This window comes from Amycolatopsis bullii, from assembly GCF_014654205.1.
Taxonomy (GTDB): domain Bacteria; phylum Actinomycetota; class Actinomycetes; order Mycobacteriales; family Pseudonocardiaceae; genus Amycolatopsis; species Amycolatopsis plumensis.
In genome coordinates this window covers 190,562-209,816 of record NZ_BNAW01000002.1, presented here as the reverse complement: position 1 = coordinate 209,816, position 19,255 = coordinate 190,562, and the positions used below count along the sequence as shown (strand labels likewise).

Genomic DNA, 19,255 nt, shown 5'->3' with positions numbered 1-19,255 from the left:
GTGATCACGCCGCTGGTCGAGAGCCCGCCGGGCAGGCCGTTAGGTCGAGCGGTAGGTGGCGAGGTCGGACTCGGCGTTGGAGTCCACAATGGCCACGGTGGCCGACGCGCTGCCGGTCGCGGTGAAATCGCGCGCGGAGCGCAGCCCGGAGAGCCCGAAGCCGCCCGGCAGGGCGTTCGGCCAAAAGCGTTGCCTTGCCGGGCTTTGCGGCCGGTGCACAGACGCTCGGTCGGGTGGGCCGCGGCGGCGGAGGTGCGACGTGGTGGGGTCCATGGGTGTCCTGTTCGTACAGTCCGCCGTCGCGGTCTCGAAGCGGGCGAAATGCTCGGGTGGCGGGCGCGTGTGCGGTGGTTGCGCCGCGGTGAACCGAACGGGCCGGTGGCTCGTGTAGCCGGATGGGTGTGGAGCGGAAGTACGGGAGATCGCTTGTGACTGCCATTGAGGAAAGCCGCCGGGAGCGGGACGGGCGGCGGGGCTGGAACGCCGATCCCGTCCTCGTCCTGACGTTGGTCCTGTTGGTCGGATTCCTCGCGCAGGGCCCGGTTCGTCGGCTGCTGTCCACTCCGGTCATGCAGAGCTGGATGACGGTGTTCGTCGCGGTGGTCGTGCAGGCGCTGCCGTTCCTCGTCCTCGGCGTGCTCCTCTCGGCCGGGCTCGCGGTCTTCGTGCCGCCGTCGTTCTTCACGCGCGTGCTGCCGAAGCGGCCGTCGCTGGCGGTGCCGGTCGCCGGGCTGGCCGGTGCGGTTCTGCCCGGCTGCGAATGCGCGTCGGTGCCGGTGGCCGGCGCGCTGGTGCGCGGCGGCGTGACCCCTGCGGCGGCGGTGGCGTTCCTGTTGTCGGCGCCCGCGATCAACCCGGTGGTGCTGACGGCGACCGCGGTCGCGTTCCCCGGCCAGCCGCGGATGGTCCTCGCGCGGTTCGCCGCGAGTCTCGCGGCGTCGTGCGTGATGGGCTGGCTGTGGCAGCGGCTCGGCCGCCCGGACTGGCTGCGGCCCCGCCGGCACGACCACGGTGACGGCGGAACCCGGGGAGCGGTGTTCTGGGGATCGGTGCGGCACGACGTGATGCACGCGGGCGGGTTCCTCGTCGGCGGCGCGATGGCCGCCGCCACCCTCAAGGCCGTGGTGCCCGCGACCTGGCTGCACGCCGCGGCCGGTCAGCCGGTGGTGGCGGTACTGGCCCTTGCGGTGCTCGCGGTGCTGCTGTCGATCTGTTCGGAGGCCGACGCGTTCGTCGCGTCTTCGCTGACGCAGTTCTCCCCGACGGCCCGGCTGGCGTTCCTCGTCGTCGGCCCGATGATCGACCTCAAGCTGTTCGGCATGCAGGCCGCCACGTTCGGCCGCGGGTTCGCGCTGCGGTTCGCGCCGGTGACCTTCGTCGTGGCCGTCCTGGCCGCGGTCGTGACCGGGGCGGTGCTGCGGTGAACCGGACCGTGCAGGCGATCCTGCTGTTCCTCGTCGGTGGCGTCCTGCTCCACGCCGGTGTCACCGGGCTGTACCTGCGGTACGTCAAGGCCGGTCTGCAACCGCTGGTGCTGGCCGCGGGCGTGGTGCTGGTGGTCGCGGCCGCGGCGACGGTCTGGTACGCCCGGCGGCGCCCGGGCGGGCAGCGGGCACCCCGGGTTTCGTGGCTGCTGGTGCTGCCGGTGTTCGCGCTGGTCCTCGCCGCACCACCGGCGTTGGGGTCCTACAGCGCGATGCGCGCCGGCACCGCGGTGACGGCGCCGCGGATCGTCACCCCGCTCCCGGCCGGCAACCCGGTGCGCTTGACCGTGATCGACTACGCGGACCGCGCGGTCTACGACCACGGCCGGTCGCTGGCTGGGCGGACCGTCACGATCACCGGCTTCGTGGCCTTCGATTCCGGCGGCGTGCCGTACCTGGTCCGCATGCTCCTGAACTGCTGCGCGGCGGACGCCCAGCCGGTGAAGGTCGGCCTGACCGGCCGGGTTCCGCCGGTGCTGCCACCGGATTCGTGGCTGGAGATCACCGGCGGCTACAGCGCCGAGCAGGTGCGGGATCCGGTCAACGGCGGCACCATCCCGTTCGTCGACGTCGGCCAGGCCCGGCCGGTGCCACCACCGGCCGACCCGTATGAAAGCCTCGGCTAAGGACCACTCACGACGGGTGTGGGCGGTCATCTGCCGGCCTGGGGGCCGATCATCGAGTTCACGTCGATCGGCGACGGGATGGCGCCGAGCTGCAGCAGGAGGTCCGGGACCCGTTGCAGGCGGCGGGAATCCAGGATCGAGCCGTAGCCCGGCAGGGTGAGCAGCTTGGCGGTGTCCTCGTCGATCTTGGCGAAGCGCACCAGCAGCGGTTCGACCTTGCCGCGGTCGAAGATGGCGTCGTGGGTGGCCTTCTGCATGGCCCGCTGGAACGCGGCCAGGGTCTTCGGGTTCTCCTTGACCCACTTCCGGGTCGCGCCGTAGCCGGTCAGCGGGAAGTCCTGCGTCGCCCCGGAGTTGATGTCGATCACCGGGATCGCGCCGGCCGTCTTGGCGGCCTGCGTGATGTACGGCTCCGGCAGGTACGCGGCGTCGGCCTGGCCCTGCTGCAGCGCCGCGGCGATGTTGGGCAGCGGGATCAGCACCCAATTCACCTTGCTGAAATCGACGTTGTGATCCTGCATGATCGAACGGGTGAGGAGATCCGAAGCCGTGTTCTTCGCCGTGATGGCGATCTTCGCGGTGGCCAGGTCGGTGATTGTTTTCACCGGCGAATTCGGGACCGTGACGATCGCATTGGACTTCGCGTTGACCGATGTCGCGTCGGCGACCAGCTGCATGTCGGCGGCGCCGCTGCTGCGTGCGGTGAAGAACGGCGGGTAGGTCGAGAAGGCGATGTCGACGTCGCCCGAGATCGACTTCGACAGCGACGCCTGGCCGCTGGCCGCGATGACGGACTCGACGGTGAGGCCTTCGGCCTGGAAGTAGCCTTCGTCCTGGGCCAGCCAGAACGGCGCGAGGTCCGTGGTGGGCAGGATCGAAACCTTCAGCGCCGTCTTCTCCAGCCCGCGGCCGCTCGACGAGGCACCCGAGCCGGTCGCGCCGAGCGCGCCGCAACCGGTTACGACCGTGACGACCGCGAGAGCGAGCGCAGCACGAACGCGGGCATTGCTCCTGACTATTCCGAACAAGGTCTGCTCCTCGAAGGAGATGACAGTTGATGTACCGGCTCCAAGGAAGGTCGGTGATTCACTCCCCGGCGTCAGGCGGGCCACTGTAGGGACCCGTCGCGGCCCTTGACAATGCGTGATGGCGCCGGATCCGGGATTTCACCAGAATGGCGGCACGAATACTAGATCGACGATCTTGCGCGGTCGCCGGTCACCGAGTGTCCGGTGTGACGCTCGACGAAGGCGCGGACGGAGTGCGAAAAACGTGGCCGCGAGGGTGTCGGCAAAGCGGAAACACCAGATCGGCCGCCATATCCCGGAAGCCCGAACCCGGTGTAGTTGCCGCGGCGAAATCGCACTCGCCCGCCGGTTTTCGCGCCGTTGTCTGCCCAGGCAGGTAATGGTAGCGCCCATGTCGAAATCGTCGATGCCGCTGCCTCGTCGTCGCGGGCCGGGCCGGGGCCGGGAAGTTCACCCGTCCGTGGATGTGCTGTCAACGGCTTGCGACACAACGGATTCACCGGCCGGGCGCCCGGCGGTACCGCGGGTTGTCCGGACCAGTCGCACCCGCCCTGACCTGCGGCTCGGCGGCCGAAGATCCACCGCGTCCCGGCGGTTGAATCACGCCCGGATCACGAATCGGCGCATTTGCCGAATGGGAGGTTTACGCGCACGGAACGCGGGACTGCCGGCCGGTGTTCCGCGGTGGCCGAGTGCGCCCCTTGTTGGGGAAGAGGTTTTACTTCTAAACTCCCCCGTGTGCGACCGCTTACGGACGGTACTGAGCTACTGGTCGGCCGGGACAGCGAGCTGTCCCGGCTGGTCGCGTGGATCCGTGACGTCGCCGCGGGTCGCGGCCGCGCCGTGCTGGTCGACGGCGAGCCCGGGATCGGCAAGTCCGCCCTGGTCCGGTCCGCCTGCGCGGCCGCCACCGAAGCGGGCTGCCAGGTGTACTGGGGAGCCGGCGACGAGCTCGGGCAGGCGTTGCCGCTGCTGCCGCTGCTGGATGCCCTCGAAATCACGCCGGTCACCCGGGATCCCCGTCGTGACGCCGTTTCCGAACTGCTGGGCGGCGGAGCCGTCGCGGGCAAGGGTGCCGACCTCGCCGCCGCGGCCGCCGAACAGCTGATCGCGCTGGTGGACCAGCTGTGCCAGGACGGCCCGGCGGTGCTGGTCGTCGACGAGCTGCAGTGGGCCGACACCACGACGGTGGCGGTGTGGGGCCGGCTCGCCCGCTCGGTGCGGCAGCTCCCGTTGCTGCTGATCGGCGTGCTGCGGCCGGTGCCGCGCCGCGACGACCTGCGGTCGCTCTTCCGGATCGTCCGCCCGGCCGAGCGGCTGCGCCTGACCCGGCTGGCGGAACCGGCGGTGCTCGAGCTGGTGTCCGCGCTGGCCGGCGGCAAACCGGGCGCCCGGCTGGAGGAGCTGGCCGCCGGCGCGGCCGGGAACCCGTTGTACCTCACCGAACTCCTCGACGCGCTGACCAGGAGCTCGTGTCTCCAGGTCGATCCCGCGGGCATCGCGGAGCTGACCGGCGCGGCGACCCCGGACTCGCTGCCGGAGGCGATCGCGGACCGGCTGGACTTCCTCACCGAACCGGCGCGGCGCGTGCTGCGGACGGCCGCGCTGCTCGGCGTCGGCTTCTCGGTCGCGGACCTGATGACCGTGACGAACTCGTCGCTCGCCGAGCTGCTGCCCGCCCTCGACGAGGCCCGCGCCGCCGGCGTGCTGGTGGCGGCGGGGGACGACCTGGAGTTCCGCCACCCGTTGATCCGCACGGCGTTGTACGACGAGATGCCGACGGCGGTCCGGATCGCCTGGCACCAGTCCGCCGCGTGGGCGCTGGCCGAGGCGAACGCCCCGGTCGAGCGGGTGGCGCGGCAGCTGCTGCCGATGGTGTCCACAACGGACACCCGGGTGCCGGTCCCGGACTGGGCCGTGCAGTGGCTGCTCACCGTGGCCATGCCGTTGATCGGCCAGGCACCCGTGGTCGCCGTCGCGCTCCTGCGACGGGCGGTGCGAGACGCGCCGCTCGACGACGCCGTGACCGGGGCGCTGGCCTGCCGGCTCGCCGACGCCTACTACCGGGTGGGCAACGTGGCCCAGGCCGAGCGGATCGCCTGCCGCGCTTTGGATCGCGTCCGCGACCCCGACGTGCGCGTCGACCTGCACACGACGATCGTCCAGAGCCGCGGGACCGCCGGCCGCGCCGCCGAGTCCCTGCCGGCGCTCAACGAGGCGCTGACCCAGCCGGGGCTGCAGGCCCGGCACCGGGCCAGGTTGCTGGTGCTCATCGCGCGGATCCGGCGTGTCCTCGGCGAGGTCGACTCCGCGGGCCGGGCCGCTTCCGCGGCGCTGGCGGAACTCGGCTCGGCCGAAGACCGCTGGGCGACCGGGTGGGCGTTGCACGTGCTGGGCCAGGGCGCGATGGCACGCGGCGAGTGGGCCGCGGCGCTGCCGTTGTTCGAGCGCGCGATCGCCGTCGTGCGCGGGGACCCCACGCTGATCGAGCTCACCTTGCTGCTGCGCATCAACCAGTCGGTCACCTTCGGCGCGCTCGACCGCTACGCCGACGCGCTCACCGCCGCCGGGCAGGCGCGCGAGCTGGCCGAGCGCACCGGCAGCGAGGCGCGGCTGACCCAGGTCCAGAGCGCGATCGGGCAGCTGATGCTGGGGGCCGGCCGGTGGGACGACGCGCTGGCCGAGGTCGACGTCGTGCCGGACGACCAGAAGGACCCGGGCGTGGTGTGCTGCGACCACGGCGTCGCCGCCATCATCCACTTCCACCGCGACGAGACGACCGCGGCCCACCGCCACCTGGACGTCGCCGCGCGGCATTCGGAACGCGCCGGCGACGAGGTGGTGGAACCCCTGCTCCGTGCCCGCAGCCTCGCTTTCGAGCACGCCGGGGCGCCGGAGCGGGCGCTCGCCCTGCTGACCGCTGTGCCGGCCGGCGAAGACGCGGGGGAGGAGCGGCTGGGCGACGCCGCCCGGCTGGCGATGACGATCGGCGACGTGCGGACCGCGGCGGAGATCGAGGCCCGGGCGCGCGGGATCGCCGCCGAGTCCGCCGTTCCGCACCGCCGCGCGCTGGCCCTGTACTGCCGCGGCCTGCTCGAGCGCGACGGGACGATGCTGCTGCGGGCCGCCGACGGCTACGCCGACGCGGGACGGCCGCTGTCGCAGGCCAAGGCCCTGGAGGCGGCCGCGCTCGCCTTCGCCGACACCCATGCGGAAGACCGCGGTTCGGCGCGGGCCGCCTTCACCCACGCCATCGACCTCTACGCGGAGCTGGACGCGCAATGGGACGTGGCGAGGCTGCGCGCCCAGTTCCGGGCGCTCGGCATCCGGCGCGGCCCCAAGGTGAAGCACCGCCAGGCCACGCACGGCTGGGAAAGCCTCACCCCGACCGAGGGCCGGATCGCCGCGCTGGTGGTGGAGGGCCTGTCCAACCCGCAGATCGCGGCCCGCCTCTACCTGTCCCCGCGCACGGTCGGCACGCACGTCTCGCACATCCTCACCAAGCTCGGCGTGCATTCCCGCATCGACATCGCCCGGGAAGCGGCCCGCCACCAGTCCGCCTCCGGCTGAGTTCCTTTCCCGGCGGGCGGTCTGTCGCGCCAGGTCGTGAGTGGTAAAGCGGGTTCTAACCCGCCTTACCACTCACGCCGTCGGGTCAGGCAGCGACCTCGGGAGCGTCGTCCTGGGGGTGCACGGTGATCGGCTGGGTGGCTGCCGGCTCCGGGGCCGGGGCCGGGGCGGGTGCCGGTGCCGGGGTGCGGCGGAACACCGCGATGTGGCCGCTGACCATCTGGCCGAGCAACACCGCCAGTACCAGCATCAGCGGGGTCCGCCAGGTCCCCGTTCCCGTGTGCAGCCAGCCGCAGACCAGCACGCCGAAGCCGGCGATGACGTACCCCACGCCCTGGACCACCGCCGACAGCGCCACCGAGCTGTCCTTGCTGCGCAACGAAATGGTCGTCAGGGCGAAGGCGAGCGCCCCCATCCCGGTGCCCGTGGCCGCGGCCCACAGCCACGGGGCGGCCGCGGGGGCCAGGAGCAGCCCGGTCACGCCGATCACGTTCGGTGTGGCGAGGACGACCACGAGCAGGGTCTGGTTGCGCCAGCGGCGGGTCCAGCCCGGCACCAGCCACATCATCGGCAACCCCATGGCCATCGACAACGCGAGGCACGCCCCGGCCGTCGTCGAAGGCACCCCGGCGCTGCGCAGGATGCCGGGCAGCCAGCCCATGACCAGGAACGTCACCGTCGAAATGAGTCCGAAGTGGATGGTCAGGGCCGAGGCGCGCACCGTTCCGGGGGCCCTCCGCGGCGACACGAACTCGCCGGGGGTGCGCTGCCACACCTGCTGGGCCAGCAGCGCCGTGGTCGCCCACACGCCGAGGGCGACCCGCCACGACGACGACATGACCGCCGTGGGCGTGACCAGCGCACCGGCCGTGCTGCCCACCCCGAGCCCGAAGGTGAAGGCGGCGGAACCCTGGGCCAGCAACGGCAGCATGGTGCCGAGCACCGCGATGGACAGGCAGGCCAGCGCCGTCCCGACCAGCAGTTCCACCGGGCCGCCGAGGACCCGCCCGGCCAGTGACAGCACCAGCCCGACGAGGGCCACGGTGACGGTCCGGTGCGTCCCCACCCAGCGGCACAGCCACGGCGTCGCCCAGCCACCGAGGCCGATGGCCCACAGGGGCAGGGCGACGAGCACCGCGGCGACGAGACCACCGGCGACGGAGATGTCCGGCAGGGCGGCACCCAGGCTCGTGACGGCCGGCCGCAGGTTCAGGGCCAGAACGAAGATGACCAGAGTGGAGACGGTGGTGGTGGCACGCGACATCGCTCCTCCTCGGCGTCGAGGCCGGAGCGTCATACTCCGTAACGCAATGTTTCGCGGTGGGGCGCATTTCACACATCCGTCACCTGACGGATGAACGAAAATTCTTGTCCCTCAACGATTTGCGCCGTTCCGATGGCTCTGCGAATGGGCGTGCATCGGCACGGACGGACCTCGCCGGAACCCGGTTCGGTCACTGTCCGTGGCCGGTGCGGCCGGTCGCCGGCCGGGAGTTGCCCGGCCGGCGCAACCGGGAACCGGAGCGATGACGCTCAGGAGTGGCAGCCCGCCCGACGCGGCTCGGCGGGCAGATCCTGCGTGCGTTCGCCGCCCCGGGGCCCCGACCCCGCGCTTCAGACTTGAAACGTAACAACCCATCGTAGTAGCGTCGCCGGACAGCAGTCATTGAAACCTTTTAATCTACGAAGGCGGGTGCGCATGAAGGTCGCCGTGCTCGTCACCTGCATCAACGACGCGCTGTTCCCCGACACGGGGAAGGCGGTGTTCCGGCTGCTGCGCCGCCTGGGCGTGGACGCGGACTTCCCGGAGGCGCAGACCTGCTGCGGCCAGCCGATGGTCAACACCGGCTACCTCGACGAGGCCGCGGGCGTGGTCCGCGCGTTCACCGATGCGTTCGCTGGGTACGACCACGTCGTCACGCCGTCGGGCTCGTGCGCCGGCTCGGCCCGGCACCAGCACGGCCTGGTTGCCCGGCGCGCGGGGGAGCCGCGGCTGGCCGAGACCGGGCCGAAGGTGCGCGAGCTGAGCGAGTTCCTCGTCGACGTGCTCGGCGTGACCGACGTCGGCGCGTACTTCCCGCACCGCGTCACCTACCACCCGACCTGCCACTCGCTGCGCATGCTCGGCGTGGGCGACAAGCCGCTGCGGCTGCTGCGGGCGGTGCGCGGGCTCGACCTCGTCGAACTGCCCGCCGCGCAGGAGTGCTGCGGGTTCGGGGGCACCTTCGCCGTCAAGAACGCCGAGACGTCCACCGCGATGGGGGCGGACAAGGCCCGGCACGTCCGCGAAACCGGGGCGGAGGTGCTCGTCGCCGGGGACAACTCCTGCCTGCTGCACGTCGGTGGCCTGCTGTCGCGGCAGCGGTCCGGCGTCCGCGTGCTGCACCTGGCCGACGTGCTGGCTTCGACCGAGGAGGACGCGTGAGCGCCACGTTCGTCGGCATGCCCGCCTTCCCGGCGGCGGCCCGGGAAGCGCTCGCCGACACGCAGCTGCGGCGCAACCTGGCCCACGCCACCGGCACGATCCGCGCCAAGCGCGCGGCCGTCGTCGGCGAGGTGGCCGAATGGGAGGAACTGCGCCTGGCCGGCGCCGCGATCAAGGACAACACCCTGCGCCGCCTCGACGAGCACCTGCTGACCCTCGAAGCGGCACTGCAGGCGCGGGGAGCGACCGTGCACTGGGCACGGGACGCGCCGGAGGCGTGCGAGATCGTCGCGCGCATCGCGCGGGACCACGGCGTCGACGAGGTCGTCAAGGTCAAGTCGATGGCGACCCAGGAGATCGGCCTCAACGAGGCGCTCGCCGAGCACGGCGTCACCGCCTGGGAGACCGATCTCGCCGAGCTCATCGTGCAGCTCGGCGACGACCTGCCCAGCCACATCCTGGTGCCGGCGATCCACCGCAACCGCGCGGAGATCCGGGAGATCTTCCGTCGCGAGATGGCCGCGGCGGGCCGTCCGTCGCCCGACGGCCTGACCGACGACCCCGCCGAGCTGGCCGGCGCGGCCCGGCTGCACCTGCGCGAGAAGTTCCTGCGGGCGAAGCTGGCGGTCTCCGGCGCGAACTTCGCCGTCGCCGAAAGCGGCACCCTGGTCGTCGTCGAGTCCGAGGGCAACGGCCGGATGTGCCTGACCCTGCCCGAGGTGCTCGTTTCGGTGGTGGGCCTCGAAAAGGTGGTGCCCACGTGGGCCGACCTTGACGTGTTCCTCCAGCTCCTGCCGCGCTCGAGCACCGGCGAGCGGATGAACCCCTACACCTCGACGTGGTCGGGCGTGACCCCGGGCGACGGGCCGCAGGAACTGCACGTGGTGCTGCTGGACAACGGCCGCACCCGCGCGCTCGCCGACGAGGTCGGCCGGCAGGCGCTGCGCTGCATCCGCTGCTCGGCGTGCCTGAACGTCTGCCCGGTGTACGAACGGACCGGCGGCCACGCCTACGGTTCGGTCTACCCCGGGCCGATCGGCGCGATCCTCAACCCTCTCCTCAAAGGCGTGGGCGTCGACGAGCAGACCGATTCGCTGCCGTACGCGTCCAGCCTGTGCGGCGCCTGCTTCGAGGCGTGCCCGGTGCGCATCGACATCCCGGAAGTCCTGGTGCACCTGCGTTCCCGGGTGGTCGACGCGCACCGCGGCGGGCCACCGAAACCCGAGGCGGTGGCGATGAAGACGGCGTCGTGGGTGCTCTCGGACGCCCGGCGGCTGGGGTTGGCCGAACGCGGCCTGGGGGTCGCGAACCGGGCCCTGACCCGGTTCGGCCGCCGTCTGCTCCCGGGCGGCCGCCGCGCCCTGTCCCACCTGCCGTGGCCGGGTTCACTGTGGACGGACAGCCGCGACCTGCCCGCGCCGCCGCGCGAGTCGTTCCGGTCCTGGTGGGGGAAGCGATGAACGCGCGCGAGGAAATCCTGGCCGCCGTCCGGGGTGCGCTTCGGCACGCGGACCGCGCGGAAGCGGTGGTGCCCCGCGGGTATCGCGCGACCGTCGCGCACGCGGACGTCGAGTTGTTCGCCGAGCGCGTGCTCGACTACCGCGCCGCCCTCACGCGCTGCACCGCCGCCGAACTGCCGGATGCTCTCCACGCGGCCTTGCGGCCGGCGCGGAAAGTCCTGGTCCCCGAAGGGTTCCCGGTCGACATCGGCGGCTCGCCGCCGCCCTCGACCACCGCGGAGCTGGCGGAGTTCGACGCCGTCGTCACCACGGCCGCGCTGGGCATCGCGGCCACCGGCACGATCGTGCTCGACCACGGTCCGGGCCAGGGCCGGCGGGCGCTGAGCCTCGTGCCGGACGTGCACGTGTGCGTGCTGCGGGAGGAGCAGATCGTGCCCGGCGTGCCGGAGGCGGTGGCCGCGCTGGACCCGGCCCGCCCGCAGACCTGGATCAGCGGGCCGAGCGCGACCAGCGACATCGAGCTGACCCGGGTGGAAGGCGTGCACGGGCCGCGGAGCCTGCACGTCATCGTCGTCGGGGACGGAAGCTAGCCGACCAGCCGGGGCAACAGCTCCCGCACCCCGCGTCGCAGGTCGTCCAGCGCCGCCTCTTCGCCGGCCAGGTGCCGCAGCAGCGCCTGCTGGAACAGCCCGTCGAACAGCGCGTACGCGTCCGCCGCCGAGCAGGTCGGCTCGGCGGCGGCCAGCTCCGCGTAGGCGGTCACGTTGCGCCAGATCATGTCCCGGAGATTGTCGTCGATCTCGGCGACGTCCTCGCGGAACGCCGGCTCGAACAGGGACTGCGTGCGCAGGTCGTACCACATGCGGTGCATCAGCGGCGCCTCGCCGAGCGCCGCCGCCAGGCCGTCCGCGCACGCCGACGCCAGCTCGGCCGCCGTGTCCGCCTCGCCGACGCCGCCCTCGTAGCGCTGCACGCAGGCGGCCTTGTAGCGCCGCACGCAGTAGGTGATCAGCTCGACCTTGTCGGCGAAGTAGTAGTGCAGCAGCCCGTGGGAGAACTTCGTGTGCTCCGCGATCGTGCGCAGGCTGGTGCGGGCGTAGCCGAGGTCGGCCAGGGCCAGGAGCGCCGCGTCGGCCAGTTCCCGGCGGCGGTCCTCGAACTTGTCGGCTGGGGTCCGGCGCCTCACGGCGGGTGCGCTGGTCACAGCGCCGAAGATACCATCCGGCCGCTTTCTGGCCAATCGTCCAAGAAAATCTTGACATTCGTCCAGGCGGCGGTCATGGTCGTCACCAGCCACCGGCGAAGTCGGGAGGGACGACGATGTCTCTGTTCTTCTACCTCGAAAAAGGCGCCTCCCTGGACCCCGGGGCGCCCTGCTTGACCCTCGACGGGGTCTCCCGGTCCTACGGCGAGGTCGTCGAGCTCGCCGAGGCCGTCGCCCGGGCGTTGCGGCGCTCCGGCGTCGCCCCGGGGGACAAGGTCGGCATCCTCTCGGCCAACGACCCGACCGCGTTCACCTGCGTCTTCGGCATCTCGCGGGCCGGCGCGGTGTGGTGCCCGATCAACCCGCGCAACGCGGCCGCCGAGAACGCCGAGCTCCTGGACCTCTTCGACTGCACGACCCTGGTCTTCCAGCCCGCCTTCGAGGACCTGGTCCGCCGGATCGCCCCGCAGCTGCCGAAGCTGACCACCCTCGTCCGGCTCGGTGAGGGCGACGGCTTCGCGCCCGGCTTCGACGACTGGGTCGGCCAGGCGAAAGACGACCCGCCCGCGGTGGCCGCCCAGCCGGACGACGTCGTCGCGCTCGTGGGTACCGGTGGCACCACCGGGCGGCCCAAGGGCGTCATGCTCACCGGCCGCAACCTCGAGGTGATGTCGGCGATCACGCTGATGAGCTACCCCTTCGAGGGCCGCCCGGTGTACCTGGCCCTGGCCCCGCTGACCCACGCGGCCGGTGTCCTGTGCTTCCCGGTCCTGGCCCGCGGCGGCGAGGTCGTGATCATGCCGAAGCCGGACGTCGGCCGGTTCCTGGAGCTCATCGAACGCCACCGCGTCACCCACACGTTCCTGCCGCCGACGCTGATCTACCTCGTGCTCGACCACGAAGCCCTGGACGGCTCGGATCTGTCGTCGCTGCAGTGCTTCTGGTACGGCGCGGCCCCGATGTCGACGGCCCGGCTGACCGAAGCCCTCGACCGCATCGGGCCGATGGCCCAGCTCTTCGGCCAGTCCGAGGCGCCGATGATGATCTCGACGATGTCGCCCGCCGAGCACCGGCGTCCCGACGGCACCGTCCACACCGGACGGCTGGCCTCCGCCGGACGGCCGTCGCCCCTGGTCACGGTGGCGATCCTCGACGGCGACGGAAAGGCCGTACCGCAGGGCGAACGCGGCGAGATCTGTGTCCGCGGCTCGCTGGTGATGGCGGGCTACTACCGCAACCCGGAAGCCACGGCGGAGGCGTCGGCCCACGGCTGGCACCACACCGGGGACATCGGGTTCCTCGACGGCGAAGGCTTCCTCCACATCGTCGACCGGGCCAAGGACATGGTCATCACCGGCGGGTTCAACGTCTACTCCGCCGAAGTCGAGCAGGCGGTGCTGGCCCACGACGCGGTCCGCGACTGCGCCGTGATCGGCCTGCCCGACGACAAGTGGGGCGAACGGGTCACCGCCGTCGTCCAGCTCCGGCCGGGCGCCGAACTGGAAGACGGCGAGCTGATCGCCTTCGTCAAGGACCGCATCGGCAGCGTCAAGGCGCCGAAGCAGATCGAAGTCTGGCCGGACCTGCCCCGCTCGACCGTCGGCAAGGTGCTGAAGGCCGAGATCCGCACGACCCTCGCCACCCGTTGAAGGAGAACACATGAAACTCGCGCTCTACCTGCCGAACTTCCGGGACAAGGTGACCGTGCGGGAGCTCGAGGACCTCACCGCGCTGGCCGAGGACCTCGACTTCGACTCCGTCTGGACGCTCGACCGGATCATCGTCCCGGAGACGTCGGACACGCAGGAGATGCAGTACTCCTTCGGCATGATCGAGGGCTTTCCCAAGGGGCTGCCGGTCAGCTCGCGGGGTGAGTTCCTGCAGGGCATGCCGCTGATCCCGTGGCTGGCGGCGAAGACGTCGAAGGTGCGGATCGGGATGAGCATCATCGACACGCCCTACCGCTCGCCCGGTGTCCTCGCCGCGGAACTCGCGACCATCGACCACCTGTCGGGCGGCCGGCTCAACGTCGCCGTCGGCTCCGGCTGGATGCCCGAGGAGTTCGCCGCCGCGAGCGCGTCGCACATCTTCCCCAAGCGGCACAAGCACGTCCGGGAGACCCTGGAGATCATGCAGGGCATCTGGACCAACGATCTGTTCGAGTACCACGGCGAGTTCGCCGACTTCCAGCGCAGCGGTTTCGGCGCGAAGCCGGTGCAGAAACCGCACCCGCCGATCTTCTTCAGCGGCCTCAAGGACGCGAAGCGGTCGGCCGCGCGCATCGCGAAGTACGGGCTCTCCGGCTGGATCGGCATCCAGGACTCACCCGAGGACATCCGGCGCTGGCGCACCGAGATCCAGCGCGAGCTCGACGCCCTCGACACCCCGCGGTCGGTCGACGACCTCGAGATCGCCAGCATGATCTGGTTCGTCATCACCGACCAGGACATGGACCAGAGCCCCATGGGCAAGGGCACCAACCTGCTCGTCGGCTCGCAGGCGCAGATCACCGACCAGCTCAAGCGCTACCGGGAAGCCGGGCTGACCATGCCGTTCCTGTGGCCGCCCTTCCAGGACGTCCCGGTGGCGAAGACCCTCGACGACCTGAAGCGCCTCAAGGAAGAAATCCTCCCCAAGATCGACGCGATGTGAAAGGGACCAGCATGTCCGAACTCGAAGGAAAGCGCGTCTTCGTCACCGGCTCCGGCGCCGGCATCGGCAAGGCCATCGCGGCCCTGTTCACCGAACGCGGCGCCCGGGTGGTCGTGAGCGACCTCGATTCCCTGTCGGCCAAGCAGGCGGCCGACGAGATCGGCGCGGCCGGCGTCGCCAACTGCGACGTCACCGACGAAATCCAGGTGCAGTCGGCGATCCAGCAGGCCGTCGACCTCCTCGGCGGGCTCGACGTCCTAGTGAACAACGCGGGGATCGAGGTGTCGTCACCGCTGTTGCAGCAGCCGACGGAGAGCTTCGACAAGATCTTCGCGGTCAACGTCCGCGGCACGTTCGTGGCGATGAAGGCGGCGATCCCGCACCTGGTGGAGGCCAAGGGGAACATCGTCAACATCGCCTCGATCGCGGGCATCGGCGGCAGCCCCCTGCTCGGCTCCTACTGCGCGACGAAGGCGGCGGTCATCCAGCTGACCCGCGTGGCGGCGGTCGAGATGCGCCCGACGGGTGTCCGGGTCAACGCGGTCTGCCCGGGCTTCGCGGACACGGCCATGGTCGAGCGCCTGGTCCCGGACTTCGAGGCGGCCACCCAGGTCCCGTTCGGCGACCTCGTCGCGGCCAAGCAGGGCCGGCTGGGCACCCCGCAGGACATCGCGGAGGTGACGGCGTTCCTGGCGTCGGACCGGGCGAGCTGGATCACCGGCAGCCACTACGTCCTCGACGGCGGGCTGACCGCATCCCTGGTGTGAGGACCGCCTGAACCCACCTCCGGAAAGCCGGGGAGTTCGCGCTCCCCGGCTGGAGGTGCGGTGGCATGGACATCGGCATCGGCATCGGCAGGGCGGAGCACCCGGCCGACCGGCTGTCCTCAGGCCGGAAGCGCCTTGAGCACGTCCGGCACGGGGTTGGCCTCCGGCACGGTGCGCAGCACCTCGTCGAGCAGTTCGACCCGGCGCTTCGTCAGCTTCGTGACCCCGTCGGCCAGGGCCTCGCACGTGGCACGGGCCTCGTCGAGGTACCAGCGGAGGATGTCCACGCACGACTGGGCCCGATCGGCGGGAATCGCGATTTCCGCCGGGGGTGCCTTTTCCTTGGCCTTCGAATCGATCGCCGAAACGACGGCGGAGGCTGCCGCGATCCCGAACGAAATGCTGTACGGGAGCGCCGGGAGGAAGCCGGCCAAGGTGAGCAGGACCGCCAGGGCCTTGACCACATCGCCGCTGTTGGAGGCTTCGAGACGGCGCATGGCCGCGACCGTCTGCGCCATGATCCCGTCGAGCTGGTTCCTGGCCGCCTTCACCAATGCGGCGTACGCGATCAGCGTCGCACCGAACTCCGCGTACATCGGCCCGCGGACGTAGATGACGAAATTCACCAGCTCGGCGAACTTCCGCACGGCGGCGTCCTTGGCGGGACCGCTCCAGTCCGCGTGGGTCACCGCCGTCTGGGCGCTGGTGATCTGTCCCAGGTCGGCCAGGGACTCCTTGACGTCGCCCGAAGCCGAGCCGTCGTCTCCCTGTTTGAAGAACGCGAGGTTGTAGTACGCCCAGTCGATCGGCGTGACGTACCCTTCCTGGTCTTCGGTCACCGTCCCGCCCATGTTCAGGTCCTGCCCGCAGAGCACCTCGGCGAAGGCCAGGCAGTGTTCCGGGGTCGTGCCGAGGTGCTGGAGCACCGTGTGCAGGAACTCCGGCTTGGCCGCGGCGTTCTGGTAGGCGTCCGGAGTCGCCACCGGAATCGAAGACGGCTTGTAGTCGCGATGGGGAACGCCGTGGTTGTGGAGCTCCTGCACCCGCCCGTTGACGTTCGCGATGCACGGAACCCACGCGTAGACCTCGGTACTGGCCGCCAGTGCCTCCAGGCACGCGGAAAACGGCGCGGCGTGCGGCAGCTCGGTGACGTCCACCTCGGCCAGCAGCCTGCCCGCCTTCGCATCCGGTGGCGGTGGCCACTCGAGTGTCATGATTCCCCCTAGGGTTACCCCATCTTGCCCAGGATGTCGTGAAGCTGCGACCGCGCGGAGTCGTCGGAATCGGCGTACAGCTTGATCGCCTGCTTGACCGCCTCGCCGTGTTCGTCGATCAGGCCGACGAACAGCTGGTCGAGGGCGAGCATCCGGTGGAAGTCCTTGACCCACTCCCGGCCGAAAGCCTGGTAGCTCGCCTGGAAGGCGCCGGTCTCGCCCGCGTGGCCACCGAAGAACGTGAACTGGAGGCTGCTCTCCAAGCCGCCCAGCCGGTCGACCTTGGCCTGGAAGTGGTCCCGCACCTCGACCAGCTTCTGCCGCATCTGCTCCATGCTGATCAGATCGGCCCGGAAGCCGGCGGCGGTACCTTCGTCGTGCGGACCCGGATCCATGCGACCACCCCCGACCGCGATGGTAGCCCCGGTCGCCTGCCGGCGGGCGGGAAACGGATATTCCCAGCGAACTTCGGCCGTTGTTCCGGCCGGGCCGCAGGTGCTATACCGACAGCTGCCCGGTGTCGCGACGACGCGATGCCACGAGCGAGCGGAGTCTCCGGTGGCAGACCGTGCTGTGCGCTCATCCGCCGTGGTGGCGGCCCTCGCCGCGCCCGTCCTCCTGCTGGGATCCGCGACCGCGGTGGCGGCGCCCGGAAACCCGCCGGGGCGGCAGTTGACGATCGAGACCGTGTCGAACCCGCGGGCGGCGCTCGTCAGCGGGGGACAGATTCTGGTCAGGGTCGTTCCGGCGGAACGGCGGGTCACCGTCAGCGCCAACGGCCACGACGTCACCTCGAGCTTCCGCGCACAGCCGGACGGCAGCCTCCTCGGCCTGGTGACCGGCCTGCGCGACGGTGCCAACGACCTGAGAGCCCGGGCGAGCGGGCCCGGCCCGGACCGGCGGGCGACCCTGCGCGTCACCAACCACCCGATCACCGGCCCCGTCTTCTCCGGCGCGCAGCAGCTCCCGTTCTACTGCGAGACCCAGGCGTTCGGCCTGCCCGCGGCGACGCAGCCGTTGTGCAGTGCGCCGACGCAGGTGAGCTACCAGTACCGGACGACCGCCGGGACGTTCGCGCCGCTCGCGGACCCGGCAGCCCGGCCCGCGGACCTGGCGACGGCCACGGTCGGCGGCCACGCGGTGCCGTACGTGGTCCGCGTCGAGCGCGGCACGATCGACCGCGCCGTCTACGAGATCGCGGCGCTCTACGACGGCGAGCCGTCGCCCCTCGCGCCGGAGGGCGGCTGGAACGGGAGGCTGGTCTACACCTTCGGCGGCGGCTGCAACGCGGGCTACCACCAGGGCAGCTCGACCGGCGGGGTGCTGAACGACCTGTTCCTGGCCCGCGGCTACGCCGTTGCGTCTTCGACCCTCAACGTGCTCGACAACAACTGCAGCCCGATCATTTCGGCCGAAGCGGCGATGATGGTCAAGGAGCACTTCGCCGAGACCTACGGCCCGATCGCGCACACCATCGGCTGGGGTGGCTCGGGCGGGGCGATCCAGCAGTACGACATCGCGGAGAACTACCCCGGCATCGTCGACGGCATCATCCCCGGCGTGTCGTTCCCCGACCCGCTGAGCACGGGTGGCCCGGTCTCGGACTGCCGCCTGCTGGAGCGGTACTTCGCCGGCCCGGGCGCGTCGTTCACCGCGGCGCAGAAGCAGGCCGTCGCGGGTTTTGCCAGCTACGACACGTGCGTCTCTTGGGACAAGACCTTCGCCAGCCGCGCCACCGCCACCGGCAGCTGCAACGCGGCCATCCCGGTCGCGGCGCGGTGGGACCCGGTCACCAACCCGGGCGGGGTGAAGTGCAACTCCAATGAACAGCTGGTCAACCAGCTCGGCCGGGACCCGCGGACCGGGTTCGTGCGCAGCCCGCTGGACACCACGGGTGTGCAGTACGGCCTGGCCGCGCTGAAGGCCGGGACGATCACCGCGGCCCAGTTCGTGGACCTCAACTCCGCGATCGGCGGCCTGGACCACACCGGAACGCCCGTGCCGCAACGGATCGTGGCCGACCCGAAGGCCCTCGACGCGGTGTACGCCGAGGACATCGTGAACTCCGCGTCGCAAGGCCTGCGGGAGACGCCGATCATCGACCAGCGGACCGACCTCGACTTCGCCGGGTTCGGCAACGACATCCACACCACCGAATGGTCCTACGTGCTGCGGCAACGCCTTTTGCGCGCCAACGGCACCGCCGGCAACCAGGTGATCATCGAAAACCACGCCACCCCGGCCGAAGCGGCGGCCGCCAGTGCCTACGAACTCGACGCCATGGACCGCTGGCTCACCGCGATCGACGCGGACGGTTCCCACCGGAGCCGCCGGCAGAAGGTGCTGGCCAACCGCCCGGCCGACCTCGGCGACGGCTGCTACCTGTCGCCCGCATTGCGGATCACCGAGAAGTTGACGTACCCGGCGAGCGGGCAGTGCGGCGCGCAGTACCCGGTGGCGGCCAACCCCCGGATGGTCGCGGGTGAGAGCCTGGCCCTCGACGTGCTGAAGTGCCGCCTGAAGCCCCTGGACTTCCGCGACTACCCGGTCGCTTTCACCGCGGCGGAGCGGCAACGCCTGCGGGAGGCGTTCCCCGGCGGCGTGTGCGACTACCGCCGTCCGGGCGTCGGGCAACGCGCCCCGATCGGGACCTGGCTGAGCTACGGCGACGAACGCACCGGCACCACGCCGCCCACTCCGACGGCCGGCGGACGCTGACCCACGGTGAGCCGGCCCGGTACCTCCGGGATTCCCAGGCGTTGCGACGGAGGACTTGAGGACACGATCTGACCTATTTGGTCCTTAGCGTGGGATCACCCACGCGA

At 71.4% G+C, this 19,255-nt stretch carries 16 protein-coding genes; 10 read left to right on the top strand and 6 right to left on the bottom strand.

Annotated elements, in window-relative coordinates:
• Window positions 1-39: 39 nt before the first annotated feature.
• Window positions 40-219 (bottom strand): hypothetical protein, encoded by a 180-nt coding sequence (locus IE317_RS03425; protein WP_191306551.1) that lies wholly within the window; start codon window positions 217-219, stop codon window positions 40-42.
• A 209-nt stretch (window positions 220-428) separates the two neighbouring features.
• Between IE317_RS03425 and IE317_RS03420 the strand changes: the two genes are divergently transcribed.
• Complete coding sequence (locus tag IE317_RS03420) at window positions 429-1,424, top strand: permease (protein ID WP_191306550.1); 996 nt, start codon at window positions 429-431, stop codon at window positions 1,422-1,424.
• Window positions 1,421-2,110 carry a TIGR03943 family putative permease subunit gene (locus IE317_RS03415; protein ID WP_191306549.1) on the top strand — a complete coding sequence of 230 codons (690 nt, stop codon included), beginning with the start codon at window positions 1,421-1,423 and terminating at the stop codon, window positions 2,108-2,110. Before IE317_RS03420 ends, IE317_RS03415 begins: the two co-directional genes overlap by 4 nt.
• 26 nt (window positions 2,111-2,136) lie before the next feature.
• Here the strand turns inward: IE317_RS03415 and IE317_RS03410 are convergent, their stop codons facing one another.
• Window positions 2,137-3,138, bottom strand: a complete 1,002-nt coding sequence (locus IE317_RS03410) for an ABC transporter substrate-binding protein (protein WP_191306548.1) — start codon at window positions 3,136-3,138, stop codon at window positions 2,137-2,139.
• A gap of 738 nt (window positions 3,139-3,876) precedes the next feature.
• Here IE317_RS03410 and IE317_RS03405 point away from each other — a divergent pair.
• The gene (locus IE317_RS03405; RefSeq protein WP_191306547.1) at window positions 3,877-6,708 is read left to right on the top strand and encodes a helix-turn-helix transcriptional regulator; all 2,832 of its coding nucleotides are present in this window, start codon (window positions 3,877-3,879) and stop codon (window positions 6,706-6,708) included.
• 85 nt (window positions 6,709-6,793) lie between these two features.
• Here the strand turns inward: IE317_RS03405 and IE317_RS03400 are convergent, their stop codons facing one another.
• Window positions 6,794-7,972 (bottom strand): MFS transporter, encoded by a 1,179-nt coding sequence (locus IE317_RS03400; RefSeq protein ID WP_191306546.1) that lies wholly within the window; start codon window positions 7,970-7,972, stop codon window positions 6,794-6,796.
• 435 nt (window positions 7,973-8,407) lie between these two features.
• Here IE317_RS03400 and IE317_RS03395 point away from each other — a divergent pair, with 435 nt between their 5' ends.
• From IE317_RS03395 to IE317_RS03385, 3 genes are read left to right on the top strand one after another with little or no spacing between them, the layout of a single operon-like run.
• A complete protein-coding gene (locus IE317_RS03395; protein WP_191306545.1) occupies window positions 8,408-9,133 on the top strand; it encodes a (Fe-S)-binding protein in 726 nt (241 codons plus the stop codon).
• A 17-nt stretch (window positions 9,134-9,150) separates the two neighbouring features.
• Window positions 9,151-10,593: a lactate utilization protein B gene (locus IE317_RS03390; protein ID WP_191306799.1), complete on the top strand. Its 1,443-nt coding sequence runs from the start codon at window positions 9,151-9,153 to the stop codon at window positions 10,591-10,593.
• The gene (locus tag IE317_RS03385; RefSeq protein WP_191306544.1) at window positions 10,590-11,183 is read left to right on the top strand and encodes a LutC/YkgG family protein; all 594 of its coding nucleotides are present in this window, start codon (window positions 10,590-10,592) and stop codon (window positions 11,181-11,183) included. The genes IE317_RS03390 and IE317_RS03385 overlap by 4 nt, the downstream gene beginning before the upstream one ends.
• Here IE317_RS03385 and IE317_RS03380 read toward each other — a convergent pair.
• Window positions 11,180-11,797 carry a TetR/AcrR family transcriptional regulator gene (locus IE317_RS03380; RefSeq protein ID WP_191306543.1) on the bottom strand — a complete coding sequence of 206 codons (618 nt, stop codon included), beginning with the start codon at window positions 11,795-11,797 and terminating at the stop codon, window positions 11,180-11,182. The two genes, IE317_RS03385 and IE317_RS03380, sit on opposite strands and share 4 nt — an antisense overlap.
• Window positions 11,798-11,913: 116 nt before the next feature.
• Between IE317_RS03380 and IE317_RS03375 the strand changes: the two genes are divergently transcribed.
• The 3 genes from IE317_RS03375 to IE317_RS03365 are packed head-to-tail and all read left to right on the top strand — an operon-like array spanning window position 11,914 to window position 15,216.
• A complete protein-coding gene (locus tag IE317_RS03375; RefSeq protein WP_191306542.1) occupies window positions 11,914-13,446 on the top strand; it encodes an acyl-CoA synthetase in 1,533 nt (510 codons plus the stop codon).
• Between the two features lie 10 nt (window positions 13,447-13,456).
• Window positions 13,457-14,449 (top strand): LLM class flavin-dependent oxidoreductase, encoded by a 993-nt coding sequence (locus tag IE317_RS03370; protein WP_191306541.1) that lies wholly within the window; start codon window positions 13,457-13,459, stop codon window positions 14,447-14,449.
• Between the two features lie 11 nt (window positions 14,450-14,460).
• On the top strand, window positions 14,461-15,216 hold the full coding sequence (locus tag IE317_RS03365) for an SDR family NAD(P)-dependent oxidoreductase (RefSeq protein ID WP_191306540.1): 756 nt from the start codon (window positions 14,461-14,463) through the stop codon (window positions 15,214-15,216).
• A gap of 119 nt (window positions 15,217-15,335) precedes the next feature.
• Here the strand turns inward: IE317_RS03365 and IE317_RS03360 are convergent, their stop codons facing one another.
• On the bottom strand, window positions 15,336-16,430 hold the full coding sequence (locus tag IE317_RS03360) for a hypothetical protein (RefSeq protein WP_191306539.1): 1,095 nt from the start codon (window positions 16,428-16,430) through the stop codon (window positions 15,336-15,338).
• Between the two features lie 14 nt (window positions 16,431-16,444).
• Window positions 16,445-16,825 (bottom strand): hypothetical protein, encoded by a 381-nt coding sequence (locus tag IE317_RS03355; RefSeq protein ID WP_191306538.1) that lies wholly within the window; start codon window positions 16,823-16,825, stop codon window positions 16,445-16,447.
• 163 nt (window positions 16,826-16,988) lie between these two features.
• Here IE317_RS03355 and IE317_RS03350 point away from each other — a divergent pair, with 163 nt between their 5' ends.
• Entirely contained in the window at window positions 16,989-19,148 is a 2,160-nt protein-coding gene (locus IE317_RS03350) for a DUF6351 family protein (protein ID WP_191306537.1), read from the top strand.
• The last annotated feature ends 107 nt before the right edge of the window (window positions 19,149-19,255 follow it).